The sequence below is a fragment of the Citrobacter portucalensis genome (genome assembly GCF_023374935.1).
GTDB classification, from domain to species: domain Bacteria; phylum Pseudomonadota; class Gammaproteobacteria; order Enterobacterales; family Enterobacteriaceae; genus Citrobacter; species Citrobacter portucalensis.
In genome coordinates, this window is sequence record NZ_CP092466.1 from 1,808,300 (window position 1) to 1,829,601 (window position 21,302).

The following is a 21,302-nucleotide window of genomic DNA, read 5'->3' on the forward strand; positions in this document are numbered from 1 at the left end:
TTTTTTTGCGGGTGACGATATGCGTGTTTTACTGGCGCCGATGGAAGGCGTGCTCGACTCACTGGTGCGCGAGCTGCTGACTGAAGTGAATGATTACGATCTGTGCATCACCGAGTTTGTGCGCGTGGTGGATCAGCTCCTGCCGGCAAAAGTATTTCATCGACTCTGCCCGGAACTGCATAACAACAGCCGGACGCCATCCGGCACGTTGGTTCGCATTCAGCTGTTAGGACAGTATCCGCAGTGGCTGGCGGAGAATGCCGCACGCGCGGTAGAACTGGGCTCGTACGGTGTCGATCTAAACTGTGGCTGTCCATCGAAGCTGGTGAACGGTAGCGGCGGTGGCGCAACATTATTGAAAGATCCTGAGCTTATCTACCGGGGCGCAAAAGCTATGCGCGAGGCGGTCCCGGCTCATCTTCCGGTGACGGTGAAAGTTCGTCTGGGCTGGGACAACAGCGACCGGCAGTTTGAAATTGCCGATGCCGTCCAGCAGGCTGGTGCCAGCGAACTGGCGGTGCATGGCCGAACCAAAGAGCAGGGCTACAAGGCGGAACATATCAACTGGCAGGCGATTGGCGAGATCCGCCAGCGGCTGTCCATTCCGGTTATTGCGAATGGCGAAATCTGGGACTGGCAGAGCGCCCAGGATTGTATGGCCATCAGCGGATGCGATGCGGTGATGATCGGACGTGGCGCATTAAATATTCCGAACCTGAGCCGCGTGGTGAAATACAACGAGCCGCGTATGCCGTGGCCTGAAGTCGTGACGCTGTTGCAAAAATATACCCGCCTTGAAAAGCAGGGGGACACCGGGCTGTATCATGTAGCGCGGATTAAGCAGTGGTTAGGGTATTTGCGCAAAGAATATTCAGAGGCAACAGAACTGTTTCAGGAAATTCGTGCGTTAAATAATTCGCCGGATATCGCACGTGCGATTCAGGCTATCGAGATTACTGCCTGATCTCAGTTCCAGTAGGCCGGATAAGGCGTTTACGCCGCCATCCGGCATCAGAGAGAAGAATAGCCTGAGATTTCTGCTATCAGGCCTGGGCGAAATGACGACATCAGAAAATCATCTTAAACACGCCTGTTACCACCAATAGCCCAATCAGAAAAATAATCAGAATTACCCACAGCAGAATTTTCATTAACTTTCCTTTTTTTGGTAAGTTCAGATTGAGTATAGGAAAGTATCAATCATTCTGCCTGGAGGCGTTGTTATGCAGGTTTACGTGCGCTGAGCAGAAACACCATCGGCCGCTCTTTTTCTTCATCTAAAGCCGGGTTTTCAGCAATCTGTTGCGCGGACGGTCCCCATTCATCGACACAAACGATCTCGAATCCGGCGGCAATCAGCGCATTAATCCAGGTCGCCAGCTTACGGTGCTGTTTTTTGACGCCTTCAGCAAACCAGTTACTGATGCGCTCACCTTCCTGCTGATAATGATTAACCGGCCAGGACAGCTGCCCAGTTTTATCTTTTATCCAACCCTGATTAAGCGGTGCGGTATAAATTGGATGCTCGGCAGAGAAAACTAACATACCGCCTGGTGTTAATGACTGGTAAATGGTTACGAATAATCGTTCTATATCGTGCAAATAGTGCAGGGCAAGCGAGCTATAAACCAGGTCAAAAGAATTTGGGGACAGGGTTAGCGTTTCGAGATCTTCACGCTGATAAACGATGCCATTACCCTGCGTCATACTGTGTGCCTGGGTTAACATCTTTTGTGAAATATCCAGTCCCATTACACTGGCTGCCTGATTATCGCGCGCGTAGCGGCAAAACCAACCATATCCACAGCCCAAATCAAGAATATTTTTGCCTTGAAGAGAGGGGAGCATCGCTTGTATTGTCGGCCATTCTGGCGCGCCGTCGAGTCCCTTTACTGAACGATCCAGCGTGGCATATCCGGCAAAGAACTCAGGATTGTCATAGATATTCTGTGACATAACATCTCCATCCATTAATTATTAAAATTATTTAATCTATATTATTCACGAGGTGTATATTTTTCTGATTATATATTTTTATTGCCAAAGATGTATTGCCACGCGTAACTAAAAAAGCAACAGCGACAAGTCGTAATCTCTGCACATCTTTTCTTACCTGTATATCTCCATGAATCGTAATTCTGTGTTTGTCACGACGGCATTGTTGCCGCTTTTTGTTCTGATGTCTGGCTGCGCGCCGATGCATGATGACCGCCAGTCTCTGTCACAGCAGACGCCTGCCGCAAATGTCGATACCACATTGCCTGCCGCGTTAAAAAATGGCTGGCCGGACAGCCAGTGGTGGAAGGCATATCACGACCCCCAGCTTAATGCGTTGATTGAAAGCACGTTGCGAAATTCTCCTGATATGCAGGTCGCGGAACAGCGCATTCAACTGGCGGAGGCGCAGGCTAAGGCCGTGGAAGCGCAGGATGGCCCGGAGATCGACTTCTCCGCAGACGTTGAGCGTCAGAAAATGTCAGCTGAGGGGCTGATGGGACCTTTCGCCATAACCGATCCGGCCGCCGGGACGACAGGGCCGTGGTACACCAACGGTACTTTTGGTTTAACCGCCGGCTGGAATCTGGATCTGTGGGGTAAGAATCGGGCCGAAGTGACTGCGCGTATAGGGGCCGTTAAGGCACGTGAGGCTGAGCGCGAGCAAACCCGGCAGCTGCTGGCGAGCGGTGTCTCCCGTCTTTACTGGGAATGGCAGACGCAGGCGGCGCTGAAAACCGTGCTGACGCAAATCGAAAGCGAGCAGCAAAATGTGATTACCGTCGATCGTCAACTGTATCAAAACGGCCTCACTTCTTCGGTGGAAGGCGTCGAAACCGATATCGATTCCAGCAAAACAGAGCAGCAGCTGAATGATGTCAGCGGTAAAATGAAGGTGATTGAGGCGCGCCTAAGCGCGTTGAGCAACTCGCAGTCCGTTGCCCTGAAGCTCCATTCGACCAAACTGCCCGTGGTTGAAAGTCAGCTTCCGTCCCAGCTAGGTTATTCGCTGCTGGCCCGTCGACCAGATTTGCAGGCAGCACACTGGTACATTGAGTCATCGCTGAGCAGTATTGATGCGGCGAAAGCGGCGTTTTATCCCGATGTGAATCTGATGGCATTTTTACAACAGGATGCGTTACATCTGAGTGACCTGTTCCGCCATTCCGCGCAGCAAATGGGCGTAACCGCCGGGTTGACGCTGCCTATCTTTGACAGTGGCAGACTGAATGCGAATCTCGATATTACGAAAGCGCAAAGTAATCTGACGGTGGCGAATTACAACAAAGCTGTGGTGGATGCGGTGAATGACGTGGCACGTGCGGCATCGCAGGTAGAAACACTGGCGCAGAAAAATCAGCATCAGCAGCAGATTGAACATGACGCTCAGCGCGTAGTGGGGCTGGCGCAGGCGCGCTTTAATGCGGGTATTATTGCGGGCTCCAGGGTCAGTGAGGCAAAGATCCCGGCATTACGTGAACAGTGCAACGGTCTGATTTTACAAGGCCAGTGGCTGGATGCCTCAATCCAGTTGACCAGCGCGCTGGGCGGCGGTTATCACGCATCCTGATTGTTCGGCCCGCCGGTGTTCCGCTGGCGGGCCATCTTCATTGCGCTTTACGCGTGCTTCGGCGTTTCATCCACCAGCGAACGCCCGCGACTATCCCAATAACCAGCACCAGCCAGATGCCATGCTTGATATGCTGGTCGAGGCTGTGCAGCCACGGTGCAATCACTTCACCACCGACGTAGCCAAGGGTGGTAAATAGCAATGCCCAGACAAACGCGCCAAGAATATTCAGCGGTAAAAAGATCTTCGGCGGCAGGTGACTGGCGCCAATCAGTAAGGGACCAATAACGCGAAAGCCGTACATAAAGCGCGTACCGACCACAAACAGGTAAGGACGTCGTTGGATCATTTTCTGCGCATAATGAATTTTCGCCTGATGGCGCGAGAAACGACGCAGAATTTTGCCGCCAAAACGACGTCCGAGTAAATAGAGCAACTGATCGCCAATCATCCCACCTAGTGCGACCGAGAGTACCACCAGCGGGAATTTCAGGACTCCCTGATGCGCCACGACGCCGCCTAACAGGGTAATGGTTTCACCTTCCGCCAGGCTGCCGATGATTAACGCAGCATAGCCGTACTGCGCAACATAATGCGTTATATCCATACGTTGTATGACCTCCACTGGTCATAGCATACACCCTATGATTATTTGATGCCGGAAAAGCCGCGTAGTAGCGCATAACGTCGTTCAGTTCCCTAATGCCTGATGGCGCTTCGCTTATCAGGCCTACGGCTTACACACTTTTTACCCGGCGCTTCGGTATTTTCTCTGTGTACATAAAATAATCAAAAGCTGAATTATAATTGAAGTGTTGAGGTCCGGAGCTGACAAGAAGGGGGCGGTATGAACCATGTCTGGGGGCTATTTTCCCATCCCGATCGTGAAATGCACGTGATCAACAGCGAAAACGAAAGTGTTTCGCATCACTATACCCACCATGTACTGCTGATGGCGGCAATCCCGGTTGTTTGCGCGTTTATCGGTACCACGCAAATCGGCTGGAATTTTGGCGATGGCAATATCCTGAAGTTATCTCTGTTGACCGGATTTGCGATGGCAATTCTGTTCTACGGGGTCATGCTGGCAGGCGTCGCCGTCATGGGCCGGGTTATCTGGTGGATGGCGCGTAATTATCCGCAACGTCCGTCGCTGGCGCATTGTATGGTGTTTGCCGGATATGTCGCGACGCCGCTGTTTTTAAGCGGGCTGGTCGCACTTTATCCGCTGGTCTGGCTGTGCGCATTGGTGGGGACCATTGCGCTGTTTTACACCGGTTATTTACTCTATCTCGGCATTCCGACGTTCCTGAATATCTCTAAAGAGGAAGGCCTGAGCTTTTCCAGTTCGACGCTGGCGATCGGTGTGCTGGTGCTGGAAGTTCTGCTGGCGATTACGGTAATCCTGTGGGGTTACGGCTATCGGTTATTTTGACGGATAAACCTGTCTGCGCTGCGTTGTTGACGTAAAAGTCAGCAACGCAGCATTTCGAGACGATTCTCCTGTGGCGGCAAACCTGCCGGATCGCTATGATGCCTGAGCTAGCTTGAGATAATACTTAGTCTCTGGCGGTGTGCGTTGTGACGTGCGTGAACCATTATCAGAAATCTCATCATGCTGAAATTCCGAGTTTCATTATTAAGCCTTGCCCTGGTGCTGGCCGTTCCTTTTGCACCCCAAGCCGTGGCTAAAACGGCACCTACTGTAGCAGCTTCTCAGCCTGAGATAGCGTCCGGTAGCGCGATGATTGTTGATCTGAATACCAACAAAGTTATCTATTCGAACCACCCGGATCTGGTGCGTCCGATAGCGTCGATTACCAAATTAATGACCGCGATGGTGGTGCTTGATGCACGACTGCCGTTGGATGAGAAGCTGAAAGTTGATATCAGTCAGACGCCGGAAATGAAAGGCATCTACTCTCGTGTGCGACTGAACAGTGAAATTAGCCGTAAAGACATGCTGCTGCTGGCGCTGATGTCATCAGAAAACCGTGCGGCGGCGAGCCTGGCGCATCATTACCCTGGCGGTTATAACGCGTTTATTAAGGCCATGAATGCCAAAGCGAAAGCGCTCGGCATGACTCAGACTCGCTTTGTGGAACCAACCGGCTTATCGATTCATAACGTCTCGACCGCCCGTGATTTAACCAAGCTGCTGATCGCCAGCAAACAGTATCCGCTGATTGGCCAGTTAAGCACCACGCGTGAAGATATGGCGACTTTTGCCAACCCGGCTTATACGCTGCCATTCCGTAACACTAATCATCTGGTATACCGCGATAACTGGAATATTCAGTTAACCAAAACCGGGTTTACCAATGCGGCAGGCCACTGTCTGGTGATGCGCACCGTGATCAATAACAAACCGGTGGCGCTGGTGGTGATGGATGCGTTCGGTAAATATACCCACTTTGCTGATGCCAGCCGTTTACGTACCTGGATCGAAACGGGCAAGGTGATGCCGGTTCCGGCAGCGGCGCTGAGCTATAAAAAGCAAAAAGCGGCGCAGATGGCAGCGGCGGGTTCAGTGACGAGCGAGCAAACTGCACAGAACGATTAAATAAGACAACTTATCCGGCATACACATAGCTAATGTAGCGGTAGGCCGGGCAAGCGAAGCGCCCCCGGCAACATGCCCGGTGGCGCTTATCTTTTTCTGGTTTACGACTCTTTCCAGAACTTTTGCTTACTCGTTTTACCAATCCCCGGATTCATACTGTTGGTGGGGTCATTCTCGCGGTAAAAACGGGTTAATGTTTCCGGTGCTTTATACAGATGTCCGACGTTATGCTCTGCTGGATACTGTGCTCCGCGCTCGTGCAGAAGCTCCAGCATCTGCTCTTTCAGCGCATGCGCATCCACGCCTTTTTTCACGATGTAATCCTGGTGGAAGACGTAGCACATAAAGTGGCCGTAATAGAGTTTGTGCACCAGTTGGCTGTCGATCTCTGCAGGCAGATGCTCGTACCATTCGGTGTCGTTACGGCGCAGCGCGATATCCAGCGCCAGAATATCTTCCACTTCATCGGCATGTACGGCCTGATAACGAATCGCCGCGCCAGCCGCCGCAAAGCGATGCAAAAACGCCTTGCTGCCTTCTTCCGGCGTACAGGCAAAGAAGTCGCCTTCAGCGGTTTTGAAAAACTCGCTTAGCCAGTTTTGCGCTTCAGCCACGCCGCCACCGGCCATTTTTAACAGCAGGTGATGTTCGTACTTATCGCGCCAGCTTTTCATGCGCGCGGGTAAGTGGCTGGGGAACAAATGGCCAAATTTCTGCATTGCCCGATCGGTGAAATGTGGACGGAAAATTTTCACTTTTTCCAGTATCGCATCGGTGCGACCTTTCAGGGTGAAGAAGAAGGGCATTTTGTCGGTGCCGAGCTTGTCGATCATCAGAAACGTATCTTTGCCGTATTGCTCAGCGATGTCATAAATATCGCGGTGCATATATTCACCGGCGACCGGCAGATGCTCAAATTTTGCCAGAATATGACGGCGAATCTCCGTCAGTACCTCTGGCTGGTTGGTACCGATGTAAAAGACCTGCTGGTTTTTTTCGGCTTCGAAGGTGTCCAGACGCACCGCAAAAACCGCGAGCTTGCCTGCACAACCGGATGATTCAAACAACCGATCCGGGTCGGCGTTATAGCGAGCGGGCGTGTCCGCCTCAATATCTCTGACGCGGGTAACGTAGTCGTGATCGTGTGCATGACGTCCATCGTGGCGCACATCGTCATCTTTGATACGCTCGTCATCAAGTTTGCTAAGGATCTGTTCTGGGGTCTGGCCCAGTTCGATACCCAGATGGTTAACCAGCTGTAATTTACCCTGCTCGTCAATACGCGCAAACAGCGACATCTCCGTGTATGCCGGACCGCGCTGAACCAGCGAGCCGCCGGAGTTGTTACAAATACCGCCAATCACTGAAGCGCCGATACAGGAAGATCCGATCACCGAATGCGGCTCACGGCCAAACGGTTTGAGCGCTTTTTCCAGTGAATAAAGCGTGGTGCCGGGATAGGCCAGCACCTGTTCGCCTTTGCCGATGACGTGCAGCTTATCAAGGCGCAGGGTGCTGATAATGACAATCTCGCGGTCGTAATCATTACCGCTCGGCGTAGAGCCTTCGGTCAGGCCAGTGTTGGCGGCCTGCATCAGGATAATTTTATCTGCGGCGACGCAAGCGTTGAGGACGCGCCACAGTTCTAAAAGCGAGCCAGGGAACACCACGGCGAGTGCATCGCCCTGACCGGAACGGAATCCCTTGCGATAGCGGGCGGTTTTAGCAGGGTCTGTGAGCAGGTGTGAATGACCTACCAGACGGGTCAGTTCATTCAGAAAAGCTTTATTATCTGTTGTAATGGAAGACATTCTCCACTCCTTGTGGTGGGACTCAATATCAGGAACAAGCATAGCGCTTTGTATGACAATACGCTTTCTCATTCACATTGTCTCTGGGTTGTCCTCCACTGAGTCGCGTTGGTTTCGAAAATTAGGAGAATAACCTTAGCTTTCTTTATCGCTCCCGTTTAGTCTTACGGCAAACTGCGGTTTTTGTTATATTTTCGCTGCCTCGTCGGGAAAAAATAAAGAGAGAATCAACATGAAATGGCTATGTTCTGTAGGTGTCGCGGTGAGTCTGGCGTTGCAACCAGCGCTGGCGGACACGCTGTTTGGTAACCATCCTCTGACGCCAGAAGCGCGGGATGCATTCGTTACCGATTTACTTAAACAGATGACCGTGGATGAGAAAATTGGGCAACTACGCTTGATAAGCGTAGGGCCTGATAACCCGAAAGAAGCCATCCGCGAGATGATCAAAGACGGGCAGGTTGGGGCAATTTTTAACACCGTCACGCGCCAGGATATCCGCAAAATGCAGGATCAGGTGATGGAGCTCAGCCGTCTGAAAATTCCTCTCTTTTTTGCCTACGACGTATTGCACGGCCAGCGTACCGTGTTCCCGATAAGTCTTGGCCTGGCGTCCTCTTTTAATCTCGATGCGGTCAGAACCGTTGGCCGTATTTCCGCGTATGAAGCTGCCGATGATGGTCTGAATATGACCTGGGCGCCAATGGTCGATGTCTCTCGCGATCCGCGCTGGGGCCGTGCTTCAGAAGGTTTTGGTGAAGACACGTATTTAACGGCTACGATGGGTAAAACCATGGTGGAAGCGATGCAGGGGAAAAGCCCGGCTGACCGCTATTCGGTGATGACCAGCGTCAAGCACTTCGCCGCCTATGGCGCGGTTGAAGGTGGCAAGGAATATAACACCGTCGATATGAGCCCACAGCGTCTGTTCAACGACTATATGCCGCCGTATAAAGCCGGGCTGGACGCCGGTAGCGGTGCGGTGATGGTGGGTCTTAATTCGCTGAACGGTACACCAGCAACCTCAGATGCATGGCTGCTAAAAGACGTGCTGCGAGATGAATGGGGCTTTAAGGGGATTACCGTTTCCGATCACGGCGCGATTAAGGAACTGATTAAGCACGGTACCGCCTCTGATCCTGAAGATGCGGTGCGTGTGGCGATCAAGTCCGGCATCAACATGAGTATGAGCGATGAGTATTACAGCAAATATCTGCCGGGCTTGATTAAATCCGGCAAAGTGACGATGGCGGAGCTGGACGACGCCGCGCGTCATGTGCTGAACGTGAAATATGATATGGGGTTGTTTAACGATCCGTACAGCCATCTGGGGGCCAAAGAATCTGACCCACAGGACACCAACGCAGAAAGCCGTTTGCATCGCAAAGAGGCGCGTGAAGTGGCGCGCGAAAGCCTGGTGTTGCTGAAAAACCGTCTGGAAACGTTGCCGCTGAAAAAATCCGCCACCGTGGCGATTGTCGGACCGCTGGCCGACAGCAAGCGTGATGTAATGGGCAGTTGGTCCGCCGCCGGTGTTGCCGATCAGTCGGTAACGGTGCTGACGGGGATTAAAAATGCCGTCGGCGAACAGGGCAAAGTGCTGTACGCCAAAGGGGCGAATATCACCAACGACAAAGGCATTGTCGATTTCCTCAACCTGTATGAAGAAGCGGTAAAGGTTGATCCGCGTTCGCCGCAGGCGATGATCGATGAAGCCGTTAACGCCGCGAAGCAATCTGATGTGGTTGTCGCGGTAGTCGGTGAAGCGCAGGGCATGGCGCATGAAGCCTCCAGCCGCACCGATATCACCATTCCGCAAAGTCAGCGTGACCTGATTGCTGCGCTGAAAGCCACGGGTAAACCTCTGGTTCTGGTGTTGATGAACGGTCGTCCGCTGGCGTTGGTGAAGGAAGATCAACAAGCCGATGCGATCCTCGAAACCTGGTTTGCCGGGACGGAAGGCGGTAACGCCATCGCCGATGTGCTGTTTGGTGATTACAATCCGTCAGGCAAGCTGCCGATGTCTTTCCCGCGCTCTGTTGGACAGATCCCGGTCTATTACAGCCATCTCAATACCGGCCGTCCGTATAACGCCGATAAGCCGAACAAGTACACGTCGCGCTACTTTGATGAAGCCAATGGTCCGTTGTATCCCTTTGGTTATGGCCTGAGCTACACCACGTTTACGGTTTCTGATGTGAAGCTCTCTTCTCCGACGATGAAGCGTGACGGAACCGTGACGGCCAGCGTGCAGGTGACCAACACCGGCAAACGCGAAGGTGCAACGGTGATTCAGATGTATTTACAGGATGTGACCGCCTCCATGAGTCGTCCGGTAAAACAGCTGAAAGGTTTTGAAAAAGTGAATCTTAAGCCAGGTGAAACCCAGACCGTCAGCTTCCCGATTGATATTGAAGCGCTCAAATTCTGGAACCAGCAGATGAAATACGATGCAGAGCCTGGCAAATTTAACGTTTTCATCGGCGTGGATTCCGCCAGAGTGAAGCAGGGCGAATTTGAACTGCTGTAATAGATGAATAAAGTCATGCAGCATGCCTGATGGCTCTACGCTTATCAGGCCGACAAAGTCGTATCATCCGGCAAATTCACATTGGGTTTGCCGGATTTTTTTTATTTTATTATCGCCTTACCGCTAATAACTCTCAGCGTTACCACCCAATTGCCAGGTTAAGGCTTGATTTTTCGACTATGCTTTTTCCTCAAGTCTCTGAAAAGGGCCGCAAAAGGATGAGGAGTACAGCATGATAATCTCAAAAGTATCGGTGGGTTCGCTGGTGCTGTTAGCCGCGATAAGCCTACCCTTACAGGCCGCGTCACCCGTCACGGTTGGTTCAAAAATAGATACCGAAGGGGCGCTGCTCGGCAACATTATTTTGCAGGTGCTCGAAAGCCATGGCGTGAAAACTGTCAATAAAGTACAGCTGGGTACCACCCCAGTAGTGCGTGGGGCAATCAACTCCGGTGAGCTGGATATTTATCCGGAATATACTGGTAATGGCGCATTCTTTTTTAAAGATGAAAATGATCCCGCGTGGAAAAATGCTCAGGCCGGTTTCGATAAAGTGAAAAAGCTGGATGCAGAGCAAAATAAGCTGGTCTGGCTAACACCTGCACCCGCCAATAATACCTGGACCATTGCGGTACGCCAGGATGTCGCGCAAAAGAACAAGCTTGAGTCCCTTGCTGATTTAGGCCGCTACCTGAAAGACGGGGGAACGTTCAAACTTGCTGCCTCTGCTGAATTTATCGAACGGGCTGACGCGTTGCCTGCGTTTGAAAAGGCCTATGATTTCAAACTGAATCAAAATCAGCTGTTGTCGCTAGCTGGGGGAGATACCGCGGTGACGATTAAAGCAGCGGCGCAGCAGACTTCTGGCGTCAATGCGGCGATGGCTTATGGCACCGATGGCCCGGTAGCGGCGCTCGGTCTGCAAACTTTAAGCGATCCAAAAGGTGTCCAGCCCATTTATGCGCCAGCACCCGTCGTACGTGAATCGGTGCTGAAAGACTACCCGCAAATGGGAGAATGGCTACAACCAGTTTTTGCCAGCCTGGATGAAAAAACGTTGCAGCAGCTGAATGCCAGTATTGCCGTGGAGGGGCTGGATGCGAAAAAAGTTGCAGCAGACTACCTGAAGCAAAAAGGATGGGTGAAGTAACGGAGTTTGCAGCAGGTGGGTGTTTTGTCAAAGATTTCAGTTAATCGGGTGCTGTTGTTGCTGGTACTTCTTACCTTCGCGGCGGCAGCGCTGCCTTTCATTAGCTATGCGCCTAATCGCCTGGTCTCCGGTGAGGGGCGCCAACTCTGGGATATCCGGCCCGACATGGCGTGGGGATTGGCAGTAGCCTGTTTGCTGCTGTTTCTTCTATGCTTTGTACCGGGAAAGCCCGGCAATATATTGACCCTTGTTATTAGCCAGTTGCTGGTTATTGCAGCGCTGGTAACCGCAGGAACAACGGCAACGTATCTGGCCCAGACGGGAAGTCCACTGGCCAGAACCAGCCTGGGCAGCGGGTTCTGGTTGGGGCTAGGACTAATGTTGCTGGCCGCCAGTGACGCTATTCGTCGCATAACCGAGCTGGCATCATGGCGTTGGCTGTTGCACGCGCAAATGTTTATTTTTCCGCTGGTGCTTATGTTCTCCGGCACGTTTAACGATCTTTCCCTGCTTAAAGAATATGCCAACCGTCAGGATGTCTTCAACGACGCCCTGACGCAGCATCTGACAATTCTGTTCGCTACCGTGGTGCCCGCGCTGCTTATTGGTGTGCCGTTGGGCATCTGGTGTGCTTTCTCTGTCTCCCGTCAGGGGCCTGTTTTTGCGGTACTGAATATCATCCAAACCATTCCCTCAGTCGCGCTGTTTGGCCTGTTAATTGCGCCCCTTGCCGGGTTGGTGAAGCACTTTCCTTTGTTGGGTTCGCTCGGCGTCGCCGGAACCGGCCTGACGCCTGCGCTTATTGCGTTAGTGCTGTATGCGCTGTTACCGCTGGTTCGTGGCGTTGTGGCTGGGTTGAATCAGGTGCCGCAGGATGTACTGGAAAGCGCCCGAGCGATGGGGATGAACACTTTCCAGCGATTTGTCTCGGTGCAGTTCCCGCTGGCATTGCCGGTCTTCTTGCGCAGTTTACGGGTAGTGATGGTGCAAACGGTGGGAATGGCGGTTATTGCTGCGCTGATTGGCGCAGGGGGATTTGGCGCGCTGGTCTTTCAGGGATTGCTCAGTAGCGCCGTCGATTTAGTGTTGCTGGGCGTGATCCCGGTTGTGGTACTGGCAGTATTGATTGATGCGCTGTTTGATTTAGGGCTCGCGCTGTTGAAGGTAACAAACAATGATTGAATTTCGCCATGTCAGTAAAACCTATGGTCAGCAAACAGCCGTTGACGACCTTAACCTGCGGTTGGGGGAGGGCAGCTTTTCGGTGTTAATTGGCACGTCAGGTTCCGGGAAATCCACCACGCTGAAAATGATCAATCGGCTGGTTGAACATGACAGCGGACAGATTCGCTTTGCCGGGGAAGAGATCCGCAGCCTGCCGGTGCTGGAGTTAAGGCGGCGCATGGGATACGCGATTCAGTCGATTGGCTTGTTTCCCCACTGGACAGTCGCGCAGAACATCGCCACGGTGCCGCAGCTACAAAAGTGGTCGCGTTCTCGTATTGATGACCGAACAGACGAACTGATGGCGCTGCTGGGTCTTGAGGACATTTTGCGCCATCGTTATCCGCATCAGCTGTCTGGCGGGCAACAGCAGCGGGTCGGAGTGGCGCGTGCCCTGGCGGCAGATCCGCAGGTACTGCTGATGGATGAGCCTTTTGGCGCGCTGGATCCGGTCACACGCGGTGCGCTGCAGCAGGAGATGACGCGTATTCATCGTCTGCTCGGGCGTACCATTGTGCTGGTGACGCATGATATCGACGAGGCGCTAAGGCTGGCGGAGCATCTGGTTCTGATGGATGCAGGAAAGGTAGTACAGCAAGGCACGCCGCTTTCGATGCTGACAGCACCGGCGAACGAATTCGTGCAAACATTCTTTGGCCGTAGTGAACTGGGCGTACGTTTGTTGTCGCTTCGCACGGTAGGGGATTTTATCCGTCGCGGTGAACACACAGCCGGTGAACCGTTGGTAGATGAAATGACGCTGCGTGATGCGTTGTCGGTGTTCGTAGCGCGCGGTTGCGACGTCTTGCCGGTCGTGACCCCGCAGGGGGTGTCCTGCGGGACGCTTCATTTTCGTGATTTGCTTTCGGAGATGCCGACCCGTGAAACGTCTTGCTGATCCGTTGTTATGGCTTATTGTCCTGTTTCTGGTCCTGTTAGTTGGGTTGCCTCATAGTCAGGCCTTGTTCAGTGCGCTATTTCCGGCGCTACCGCGTCCCGTGTATCAGCAGGAAAGTTTTGCGGCGCTGGCACTGAGCCATTTTTGCCTGGTGGGGATTTCAAGCCTGAATGCCGTACTCATTGGCACCGGGGCCGGTATAGCGGTAACCCGGCCCTGGGGCGCGGAATTCCGGCCGATGGTGGAAACCATTGCCGCCGTGGGGCAGACCTTTCCGCCAGTTGCGGTGTTGGCGATAGCTGTACCGGTGATGGGATTTGGTCCTGAACCGGCAATTATCGCGTTGATCCTGTATGGCGTATTACCGATCTTGCAGGCAACGCTGGCCGGACTCGGAGGAATTTCACCCAGCGTGATGGATATTGCCAGCGGAATGGGAATGAGTCAGGGGCAGCGGCTGCGTAAAGTCGAGTTGCCGCTGGCGGCCCCGGTGATTCTGGCGGGGATTCGCACGTCGGTGATTATTAATATCGGCACTGCAACCATCGCCTCAACCGTTGGGGCGAACACGCTGGGTACGCCGATTATTATCGGGCTAAGTGGGTTCAATACCGCCTATGTGATTCAGGGGGCGCTGCTGGTCGCGCTGGCGGCGGTAATTGTTGATCGCGGGTTTGAGAAATTAGCGAGACATCTTACCCGGCACGTAAAATAAAAGTATAGCCTGCCAGCATGACACCGCCGATACCGCCGATGGCCATCAGCAGGAAGAGGGTAATGACACCGATTTTAGCTGCGCTCATTATGCACTCCTTATGTGAATTCAAGGATTGTACACGTTTGTTAATAGAATATTAAATACCGAGTGGATAAATATCGTGACCTAACGCGCGCCATTCATTCAGCTGTTGCTGCTGAGCGGGCGTTTGGTTCTCGCCGCACCAGACAAGCAAGGTGCGACCTTCAAACAGCTCCGGTCGCAGTTGGTTCAGCGAATGGGCAAGGACGTCAATGCGCCATCCCTGCTGGCTGGCGACCCAACCTTCCAGCCATAAACGGGTCGTATCATGAATGTTCCAGCCAACCACCAGAGCATCTTTCCCCTGTTTCTTACGTGCTGAGGCAAGACAAATCGCGATGTAGTTGATCAGTACGCCGTCGAGGATCCCCAGTAACGCCTGCAGGATCGGCTGTTGGCATTGCAGACGTCGGCGCAGCGGAATGAACAAATGGGTGTTGAGCGTTTGCGCGGGATAATCCTGGCCGCGCTCTTTGATCCACAGTCTGAGGCTATGCAGATTATTACTTTGCAAATAGCTCAACAGCGTCTCTTGTTGTTCACGCCAACCGTTATGCACATCAATGCTCTCATTGCTGAGCAACATTTTAACCTTGCTGACCTGAACACCGTTGTTTATCCAGCGTTTTATCTCGCGGATCCGGTCGATATCCGCATCGTTAAACAGGCGATGCCCGCCGTCTGTCCGCTGCGGTTTAAGTAATCCGTAACGCCTCTGCCACGCGCGTAAAGTGACAGGGTTGATATCACAAAGCAAAGCCACTTCACCTATTGTGTAAAGCGCCATCGTCGTCTCACTCTTGCTCGCGAGGTCCCAGTTTTACTTTAGACGCTCTTTTGCGAACCAGGTAGTTTTGTCTGTTTTTTGATCTATGAATGGGTGAATTTGTAACCATGCTCGCGCTTTCGAGTGATCGTTCTCACAAATTCGTCTTTTTTTGCAACACTTCAAAGAAAGTTATACGCAGCCCATGTATGTTACGCGCTTTTAAGTGATGTGTGGTTGGCGGGTATGTACGAGTTTAATCTGGTGTTGCTGCTGCTTCAGCAGATGTGTGTGTTCCTCGTTATCGCGTGGCTCATGAGCAAAACGCGTTTGTTTATCCCGTTGATGCAGGTGACTATCCGACTCCCGCACAAACTGCTTTGCTATGTTACTTTTTCCATTTTCTGCATTTTAGGCACCTATTTCGGGCTGCATATCGATGACTCTATTGCTAACACTCGCGCTATTGGCGCGGTGATGGGCGGGCTGCTTGGCGGCCCGGTGGTTGGCGGTTTAGTTGGTCTTACCGGCGGTTTGCATCGTTATTCGATGGGGGGGATGACTGCGCTTAGCTGCATGATCTCGACCATTGTGGAAGGGTTGCTCGGCGGGCTGGTGCACAGCGTGCTTACCCGTCGTGGTCGTACCGATAAAGTCTTTAGTCCGCTGACCGCGGGAGCGATTACCTTTGTTGCCGAACTGGTGCAGATGCTGATCATCTTATTAATTGCGCGTCCGTTCGATGATGCGTTTCGGTTGGTCAGCAATATTGCCGCGCCGATGATGGTGACCAATACCGTGGGCGCCGCCTTATTTATGCGTATTTTGCTCGATAAACGGGCGATGTTTGAAAAATATACCTCCGCTTTTTCCGCCACAGCACTCAAAGTTGCCGCCTCAACGGAAGGTATTTTGCGCCAGGGATTCAACGAGGTTAACAGCATGAAGGTTGCTCAGGTGCTGTATGAAGAGCTGGATATCGGTGCGGTGGCGATTACCGACCGTGAGAAACTGCTGGCATTTACCGGTATTGGTGACGATCACCATCTACCCGGAAAACCTATTTCATCGTCATATACCCAACGCGCGATTGAAACCGGAGAGGTGGTGTATGCCGATGGGAATGAAGTTCCTTACCGTTGCTCTTTGCACCCGCAATGCAAATTAGGCTCGACGCTGGTGATCCCCCTGCGAGGTGAAAACCAGCGGGTAATGGGGACCATCAAACTTTATGAAGCCAAAAACCGCCTCTTTAGTTCGATCAACCGTACGCTGGGGGAAGGGATCGCCCAACTGCTTTCGGCGCAAATTCTGGCCGGGCAGTATGAGCGGCAAAAAGCGATGCTCACGCAGTCGGAAATAAAACTCCTGCACGCCCAGGTCAATCCCCATTTTCTGTTTAATGCTCTCAACACCATCAAAGCTGTGATCCGACGCGATAGCGAGCAGGCCAGCCAACTGGTGCAGTATCTGTCGACGTTCTTTCGTAAAAATTTAAAACGCCCGTCGGAAATTGTGACGCTGGCAGATGAAATTGAACACGTTAATGCTTATCTGCAAATTGAAAAGGCACGATTCCAGTCACGTCTTCAGGTGACCTTGACGGTGCCAGAAGAACTTTCGCATCAGCAATTACCCGCCTTTACTCTGCAACCCATCGTGGAGAATGCCATTAAACACGGTACTTCTCAGTTACTGGATACCGGTGAAGTATCGATTACCGCCCGTCGCGAAGGGCAATATCTGATGCTGGATATCGAAGACAATGCCGGGCTGTATCAGCCAACCTCAGAAGCCAGTGGACTGGGTATGAATCTGGTCGATAAACGACTGCGCGAGCGGTTTGGTGATGATTTTGGCATCAGCGTAGCGTGTGAACCTGACCGCTTTACTCGAATCACTTTACGACTTCCTCTGGAGGAACTGGCATGATCAAAGTGCTGATTGTCGATGACGAACCGTTAGCCCGGGAGAATCTGCGGATCCTGTTGCAAGAGCAAAGCGACATCGAGATTGTCGGTGAATGTTCGAATGCGGTGGAAGCCATTGGCGCGGTGCATAAATTGCGTCCGGATGTTCTGTTCCTTGATATTCAGATGCCGCGTATCAGCGGCCTGGAAATGGTTGGCATGCTTGATCCCGAGCATCGTCCGTACATTGTTTTTCTGACCGCCTTTGATGAGTATGCGGTGAAAGCCTTCGAAGAACATGCGTTTGATTATCTGCTCAAGCCGATTGAAGAAGCACGGCTGGAAAAAACGCTGATCCGTTTGCGTCAGGAGCGCACCAAGCAGGATGTATCACTGCTGCCAGAAAATCAGCAGGCACTGAAGTTTATTCCGTGCAGCGGCCATAGTCGGATTTATTTGCTGCAAATGGATGATGTGGCGTTTATCAGCAGTCGCATGAGTGGTGTGTATGTGACGAGCAGCGATGGTAAAGAAGGCTTCACTGAGTTGACGCTCAGGACGCTGGAGAGCCGTACTCCTCTGCTGCGTTGTCATCGGCAATATCTGGTAAATATGGCGCAATTGCAGGAGATCCGTCTGGAAGACAACGGTCAGGCGGAACTGATTTTGCGTAACGGACTGACCGTTCCGGTGAGTCGTCGTTATCTTAAAAGTCTAAAAGAGGCGATTGGACTGTAAAACTGATACACTGCGCGCCATTGCATCACCGACAGTTGAAGGCTCTATGCTAAGTAACGATATTCTTCGTAGCCTGCGCTACACCCTGAAAGCGAACAATAACGACATGGTGCGTATTCTTGCGCTTGCTGACATGGAATCCACCTCCGCAGGTTTCGATACCTGGATGACAAAAGAAGATGAGGCTGGGTTTGTTCGTTGCCCGGATATCATTCTCTCCGGTTTTTTAAACGGCCTGATTTATCATCTGCGTGGTAAAGATGATTCTGCACCGGAACTGGCGCTGGAGCGTCGTGTTAATAACAATACGGTGCTGAAAAAGCTGCGTATCGCCTTTTCGCTGAAAACCGACGATATTCTGGCTATTATGACCGAGCAGAAATTCCGTGTGTCGATGCCGGAAATTACCGCCATGATGCGTGCCCCTGATCATAAGAACTATCGCGAATGCGGCGATCAGTTCCTGCGTTATTTTCTGCGTGGTTTGACATCACGGGTACATAACGCGAAACCATAAAGAAAAAATGGGCGACACCGATTAACATCGGGTCGCCGATGGTTTACTTCACTTCTTTAAAACCCGCCGATTCCATTACCGTTTGCATTTGCTTCATGCTGATGTTTTTATCGGCGTTTTCAGAGAGTTTCATCCCTGAAATGGCCTGCAACGCTTTTATATCAACTTTTTCCATATCGATAGTGACATTTTCTTGCGCGTAGGTATCTGAATAGGTGAGTTTTTCTTCTATGCCAGTAATGTTTTGATATTTGGCGCTTAATGCGTCGAATACTTTTGCTGCTTCCTCTTTATTGCTGGCACCGACTGACGCATAGCTAATTTTACTTTCGGAGATTTGCTTCAGGACCTTATCACCTTTATAGGTGTAGGAGACGGTGATATCAGAACCATTAATGTTGGCATTGAATGTTTTTGTCTCTTCTTTATCACCACATCCCGCCAGGGAAAAAACCACAATCGATGCCACGGCGAGAGAAAATAATTTTTGTAACGCTTTCATGTAAAACTCCATTTCATGAATATCGGATGTTAAATAATAACGTCCACGAATCTGGTGAGCCCGGACTACCTTGATACCAGAGCAGTATAGAATAAATCTAATATTAACAACGAAGCAGTCCGAAAATGGAGCAGGGGTTAAGATTAGAGGAAGCACTTGCGTAGCAAAAAAAAGCGCTGCGGTTGCAGCGCTTGAGATGTTTGATTTACTTCACCTGTTGGCCTGGTTTTGCACCTTCGTCTGGGCTTAACAGGAAGATATCTTTCCCGCCAGGACCTGCGGCCATCACCATCCCTTCGGAAATGCCGAAGCGCATCTTACGTGGTGCCAGGTTGGCCACCATAATGGTCTGGCGGCCAATCAGGACCTGCGGATCTGGATACGCAGAACGAATACCAGAGAAGACGTTACGTTTCTCACCACCGAGATCCAGCGTCAGACGCAGCAGTTTGTCAGAACCTTCCACGAACTCGGCGTTTTCAATCAGCGCTACACGCAGGTCAACTTTAGCGAAATCATCAAAGGTGATGGTTTCCTGAATCGGGTCATCCGCCAGCGGGCCGGTAACCGGTGCAGCAGCTGCTTTCACTTCTTCTTTCGACGCCTCAACCAGCGCTTCAACTTGTTTCATGTCGATGCGATTGTACAGCGCTTTAAAGGTGTTGACCTTGTGGCCGAGCAGTGGCTGCTCAATGGCATCCCAGCTCAGTTCGCTGTTCAGGAAAGCTTCAACACGTTCAGCAAGCGTTGGCAGAACCGGTTTCAGGTAGGTCATCAGCACGCGGAACAGGTTGATACCCATGGAGCAGATCGCCTGCAGGTCGGCATCGCGGCCTTCCTGTTTAGCCACGACCCACGGTGCCTGTTCGTCAACGTAGCGGTTTGCCACGTCGGCCAGTGCCATGATTTCACGGATAGCTTTACCAAATTCACGGCTTTCCCATGCTTCGCCAATCACCGCTGCGGCGTCGGTGAAGGTTTTATACAGCGCCGGGTCGGCCAGTTCATTCGCCAGAACGCCGTCAAAACGCTTAGCAATAAAGCCGGCGTTACGGGATGCCAGGTTGACTACTTTGTTGACGATATCGGCGTTAACGCGCTGGACAAAGTCTTCCAGGTTCAGGTCGATGTCATCAATACGTGAAGAAAGCTTCGCGGTGTAGTAATAGCGCAGACTGTCGGCATCGAAGTGCTTCAGCCAGGTGCTGGCCTTAATGAAGGTGCCGCGAGATTTGGACATCTTCGCGCCGTTCACCGTCACGTAGCCGTGTACGAACAGGTTGGTCGGCTTGCGGAAGTTGCTGCCTTCCAGCATGGCAGGCCAGAACAGGCTGTGGAAGTAGACGATATCTTTACCGATGAAGTGATACAGCTCGGCGTCGGAATCTTTCTTCCAGTATTCGTCAAAACTGGTGGTGTCACCGCGCTTATCGCACAGGTTTTTGAATGAACCCATATAGCCAATTGGCGCGTCCAGCCACACGTAGAAGTACTTGCCAGGCGCATTCGGGATTTCAAAACCGAAGTACGGGGAATCGCGAGAGATATCCCACTGTTGCAGGCCGGATTCGAACCATTCCTGCATTTTGTTGGCGACCTGCTCCTGTAACGCGCCGCTGCGTGTCCACGCCTGCAGCATTTCGCTAAATGACGGCAGATCAAAGAAGAAGTGTTCGGAGTCACGCATCACCGGCGTTGCGCCAGACACGACGGATTTCGGCTCGATAAGTTCGGTCGGGCTGTAGGTTGCGCCACAGACTTCACAGTTATCGCCGTACTGATCCGGAGACTTACATTTCGGGCAGGTGCCTTTAACAAAACGGTCCGGCAGGAACATGCCTTTTTCCGGATCGTAAAGCTGGGAGATTGTACGGTTCTTAATAAAACCGTTCTCCTTCAGGCGAGTATAAATCAGCTCAGACAACTCACGGTTCTCTTCGCTGTGCGTCGAGTGGTAGTTGTCATAGCTGATGTCAAAACCTGCAAAATCAGTCTGATGCTCCTGACTCATTTCACCGATCATCTGCTCTGGCGTGATCCCAAGCTGCTGTGCTTTCAGCATGATTGGCGTACCGTGTGCGTCGTCCGCGCAGATGAAGTTAACCTGGTGGCCGCGCATTCGCTGGTAACGGACCCAGACATCAGCCTGGATGTGCTCCAGCATATGGCCGAGGTGGATTGAGCCGTTGGCGTACGGCAGCGCGCACGTTACCAGAATTTTCTTCGCGACTTGAGTCATAGTGGGCAATTACTTCTTTTGTAGTGAAAAGGGCTTTGATAGTACCAAAATGGTAATTACTGCGCCAAGCGATAAGGGCATTTATCCGTA

The 21,302-nt window shown here is 52.0% G+C and carries 20 protein-coding genes; 12 read left to right on the forward strand and 8 right to left on the reverse strand.

All coding sequences use genetic code 11. The features are described 5' to 3' along the window. The first annotated feature begins 19 nt into the window (after positions 1-19). Positions 20-964 carry a tRNA dihydrouridine(16) synthase DusC gene (gene dusC / locus LY264_RS08665; RefSeq protein ID WP_048215919.1) on the forward strand — a complete coding sequence of 315 codons (945 nt, stop codon included), beginning with the start codon at positions 20-22 and terminating at the stop codon, positions 962-964. Between the two features lie 103 nt (positions 965-1,067). On the opposite strand, the gene yohP is transcribed toward dusC, so the two are convergent. Further along, positions 1,068-1,151, reverse strand: a complete 84-nt coding sequence (yohP, locus tag LY264_RS26060; protein ID WP_015572324.1) for a small membrane protein YohP — start codon at positions 1,149-1,151, stop codon at positions 1,068-1,070. A 70-nt stretch (positions 1,152-1,221) separates the two neighbouring features. Continuing rightward, positions 1,222-1,956 carry a class I SAM-dependent methyltransferase gene (locus tag LY264_RS08670; protein ID WP_048224585.1) on the reverse strand — a complete coding sequence of 245 codons (735 nt, stop codon included), beginning with the start codon at positions 1,954-1,956 and terminating at the stop codon, positions 1,222-1,224. Between the two features lie 169 nt (positions 1,957-2,125). Between LY264_RS08670 and mdtQ the strand changes: the two genes are divergently transcribed. After that, positions 2,126-3,565: a multidrug resistance outer membrane protein MdtQ gene (mdtQ, locus tag LY264_RS08675; RefSeq protein ID WP_048224582.1), complete on the forward strand. Its 1,440-nt coding sequence runs from the start codon at positions 2,126-2,128 to the stop codon at positions 3,563-3,565. 37 nt (positions 3,566-3,602) lie between these two features. Here the strand turns inward: mdtQ and LY264_RS08680 are convergent, their stop codons facing one another. Beyond that, positions 3,603-4,172 (reverse strand): DedA family protein, encoded by a 570-nt coding sequence (locus LY264_RS08680; RefSeq protein WP_003834476.1) that lies wholly within the window; start codon positions 4,170-4,172, stop codon positions 3,603-3,605. 240 nt (positions 4,173-4,412) lie between these two features. On the opposite strand from LY264_RS08680, the gene LY264_RS08685 reads away from it, so the two are divergent. Continuing rightward, a complete protein-coding gene (locus tag LY264_RS08685) occupies positions 4,413-5,000 on the forward strand; it encodes a Yip1 family protein (protein ID WP_003834475.1) in 588 nt (195 codons plus the stop codon). A 180-nt stretch (positions 5,001-5,180) separates the two neighbouring features. After that, entirely contained in the window at positions 5,181-6,128 is a 948-nt protein-coding gene (gene pbpG, locus LY264_RS08690) for a D-alanyl-D-alanine endopeptidase (protein WP_048215922.1), read from the forward strand. Positions 6,129-6,229: 101 nt separating this feature from the next. Here pbpG and dld read toward each other — a convergent pair whose 3' ends face one another. Next, positions 6,230-7,939 (reverse strand): D-lactate dehydrogenase, encoded by a 1,710-nt coding sequence (gene dld, locus LY264_RS08695; protein ID WP_048224581.1) that lies wholly within the window; start codon positions 7,937-7,939, stop codon positions 6,230-6,232. A gap of 232 nt (positions 7,940-8,171) precedes the next feature. Between dld and bglX the strand changes: the two genes are divergently transcribed. From bglX to LY264_RS08720, 5 genes are all read left to right on the forward strand, one after another. Further along, complete coding sequence (gene bglX / locus LY264_RS08700) at positions 8,172-10,469, forward strand: beta-glucosidase BglX (RefSeq protein ID WP_071692567.1); 2,298 nt, start codon at positions 8,172-8,174, stop codon at positions 10,467-10,469. 232 nt (positions 10,470-10,701) lie between these two features. Next, positions 10,702-11,619, forward strand: coding sequence for a glycine betaine ABC transporter substrate-binding protein OsmF (gene osmF / locus LY264_RS08705; RefSeq protein ID WP_071692568.1), 918 nt, complete (start codon positions 10,702-10,704; stop codon positions 11,617-11,619). A 15-nt stretch (positions 11,620-11,634) separates the two neighbouring features. Continuing rightward, entirely contained in the window at positions 11,635-12,801 is a 1,167-nt protein-coding gene (locus LY264_RS08710; protein WP_048225810.1) for an ABC transporter permease, read from the forward strand. Beyond that, on the forward strand, positions 12,794-13,741 hold the full coding sequence (locus LY264_RS08715; protein ID WP_071692569.1) for an ABC transporter ATP-binding protein: 948 nt from the start codon (positions 12,794-12,796) through the stop codon (positions 13,739-13,741). Before LY264_RS08710 ends, LY264_RS08715 begins: the two co-directional genes overlap by 8 nt. Continuing rightward, positions 13,725-14,456: an ABC transporter permease gene (locus tag LY264_RS08720; protein ID WP_048224572.1), complete on the forward strand. Its 732-nt coding sequence runs from the start codon at positions 13,725-13,727 to the stop codon at positions 14,454-14,456. Before LY264_RS08715 ends, LY264_RS08720 begins: the two co-directional genes overlap by 17 nt. On the opposite strand, the gene LY264_RS08725 is transcribed toward LY264_RS08720, so the two are convergent. Together LY264_RS08725 and mlrA are read right to left on the reverse strand one after the other, a co-directional pair. Then, complete coding sequence (locus tag LY264_RS08725; protein ID WP_003027354.1) at positions 14,437-14,544, reverse strand: protein YohO; 108 nt, start codon at positions 14,542-14,544, stop codon at positions 14,437-14,439. The two genes, LY264_RS08720 and LY264_RS08725, sit on opposite strands and share 20 nt — an antisense overlap. 51 nt (positions 14,545-14,595) lie before the next feature. Then, the gene (gene mlrA, locus LY264_RS08730) at positions 14,596-15,327 is read right to left on the reverse strand and encodes an HTH-type transcriptional regulator MlrA (protein ID WP_048224569.1); all 732 of its coding nucleotides are present in this window, start codon (positions 15,325-15,327) and stop codon (positions 14,596-14,598) included. A gap of 225 nt (positions 15,328-15,552) precedes the next feature. On the opposite strand from mlrA, the gene LY264_RS08735 reads away from it, so the two are divergent. The 3 genes from LY264_RS08735 to LY264_RS08745 are packed head-to-tail and all read left to right on the forward strand — an operon-like array spanning position 15,553 to position 18,471. Beyond that, the gene (locus tag LY264_RS08735; RefSeq protein WP_003834458.1) at positions 15,553-17,238 is read left to right on the forward strand and encodes a sensor histidine kinase; all 1,686 of its coding nucleotides are present in this window, start codon (positions 15,553-15,555) and stop codon (positions 17,236-17,238) included. Next, a complete protein-coding gene (gene btsR, locus LY264_RS08740; protein WP_003840155.1) occupies positions 17,235-17,954 on the forward strand; it encodes a two-component system response regulator BtsR in 720 nt (239 codons plus the stop codon). The genes LY264_RS08735 and btsR overlap by 4 nt, the downstream gene beginning before the upstream one ends. Before the next feature lie 46 nt (positions 17,955-18,000). Then, positions 18,001-18,471 (forward strand): YehS family protein, encoded by a 471-nt coding sequence (locus LY264_RS08745; RefSeq protein WP_003834454.1) that lies wholly within the window; start codon positions 18,001-18,003, stop codon positions 18,469-18,471. A gap of 43 nt (positions 18,472-18,514) precedes the next feature. Here LY264_RS08745 and LY264_RS08750 read toward each other — a convergent pair whose 3' ends face one another. Together LY264_RS08750 and metG are read right to left on the reverse strand one after the other, a co-directional pair. Next, entirely contained in the window at positions 18,515-18,973 is a 459-nt protein-coding gene (locus tag LY264_RS08750; RefSeq protein WP_032943976.1) for a YehR family lipoprotein, read from the reverse strand. Between the two features lie 205 nt (positions 18,974-19,178). Continuing rightward, on the reverse strand, positions 19,179-21,212 hold the full coding sequence (gene metG / locus LY264_RS08755; RefSeq protein WP_048224563.1) for a methionine--tRNA ligase: 2,034 nt from the start codon (positions 21,210-21,212) through the stop codon (positions 19,179-19,181). Between the last annotated feature and the right edge of the window lie 90 nt (positions 21,213-21,302).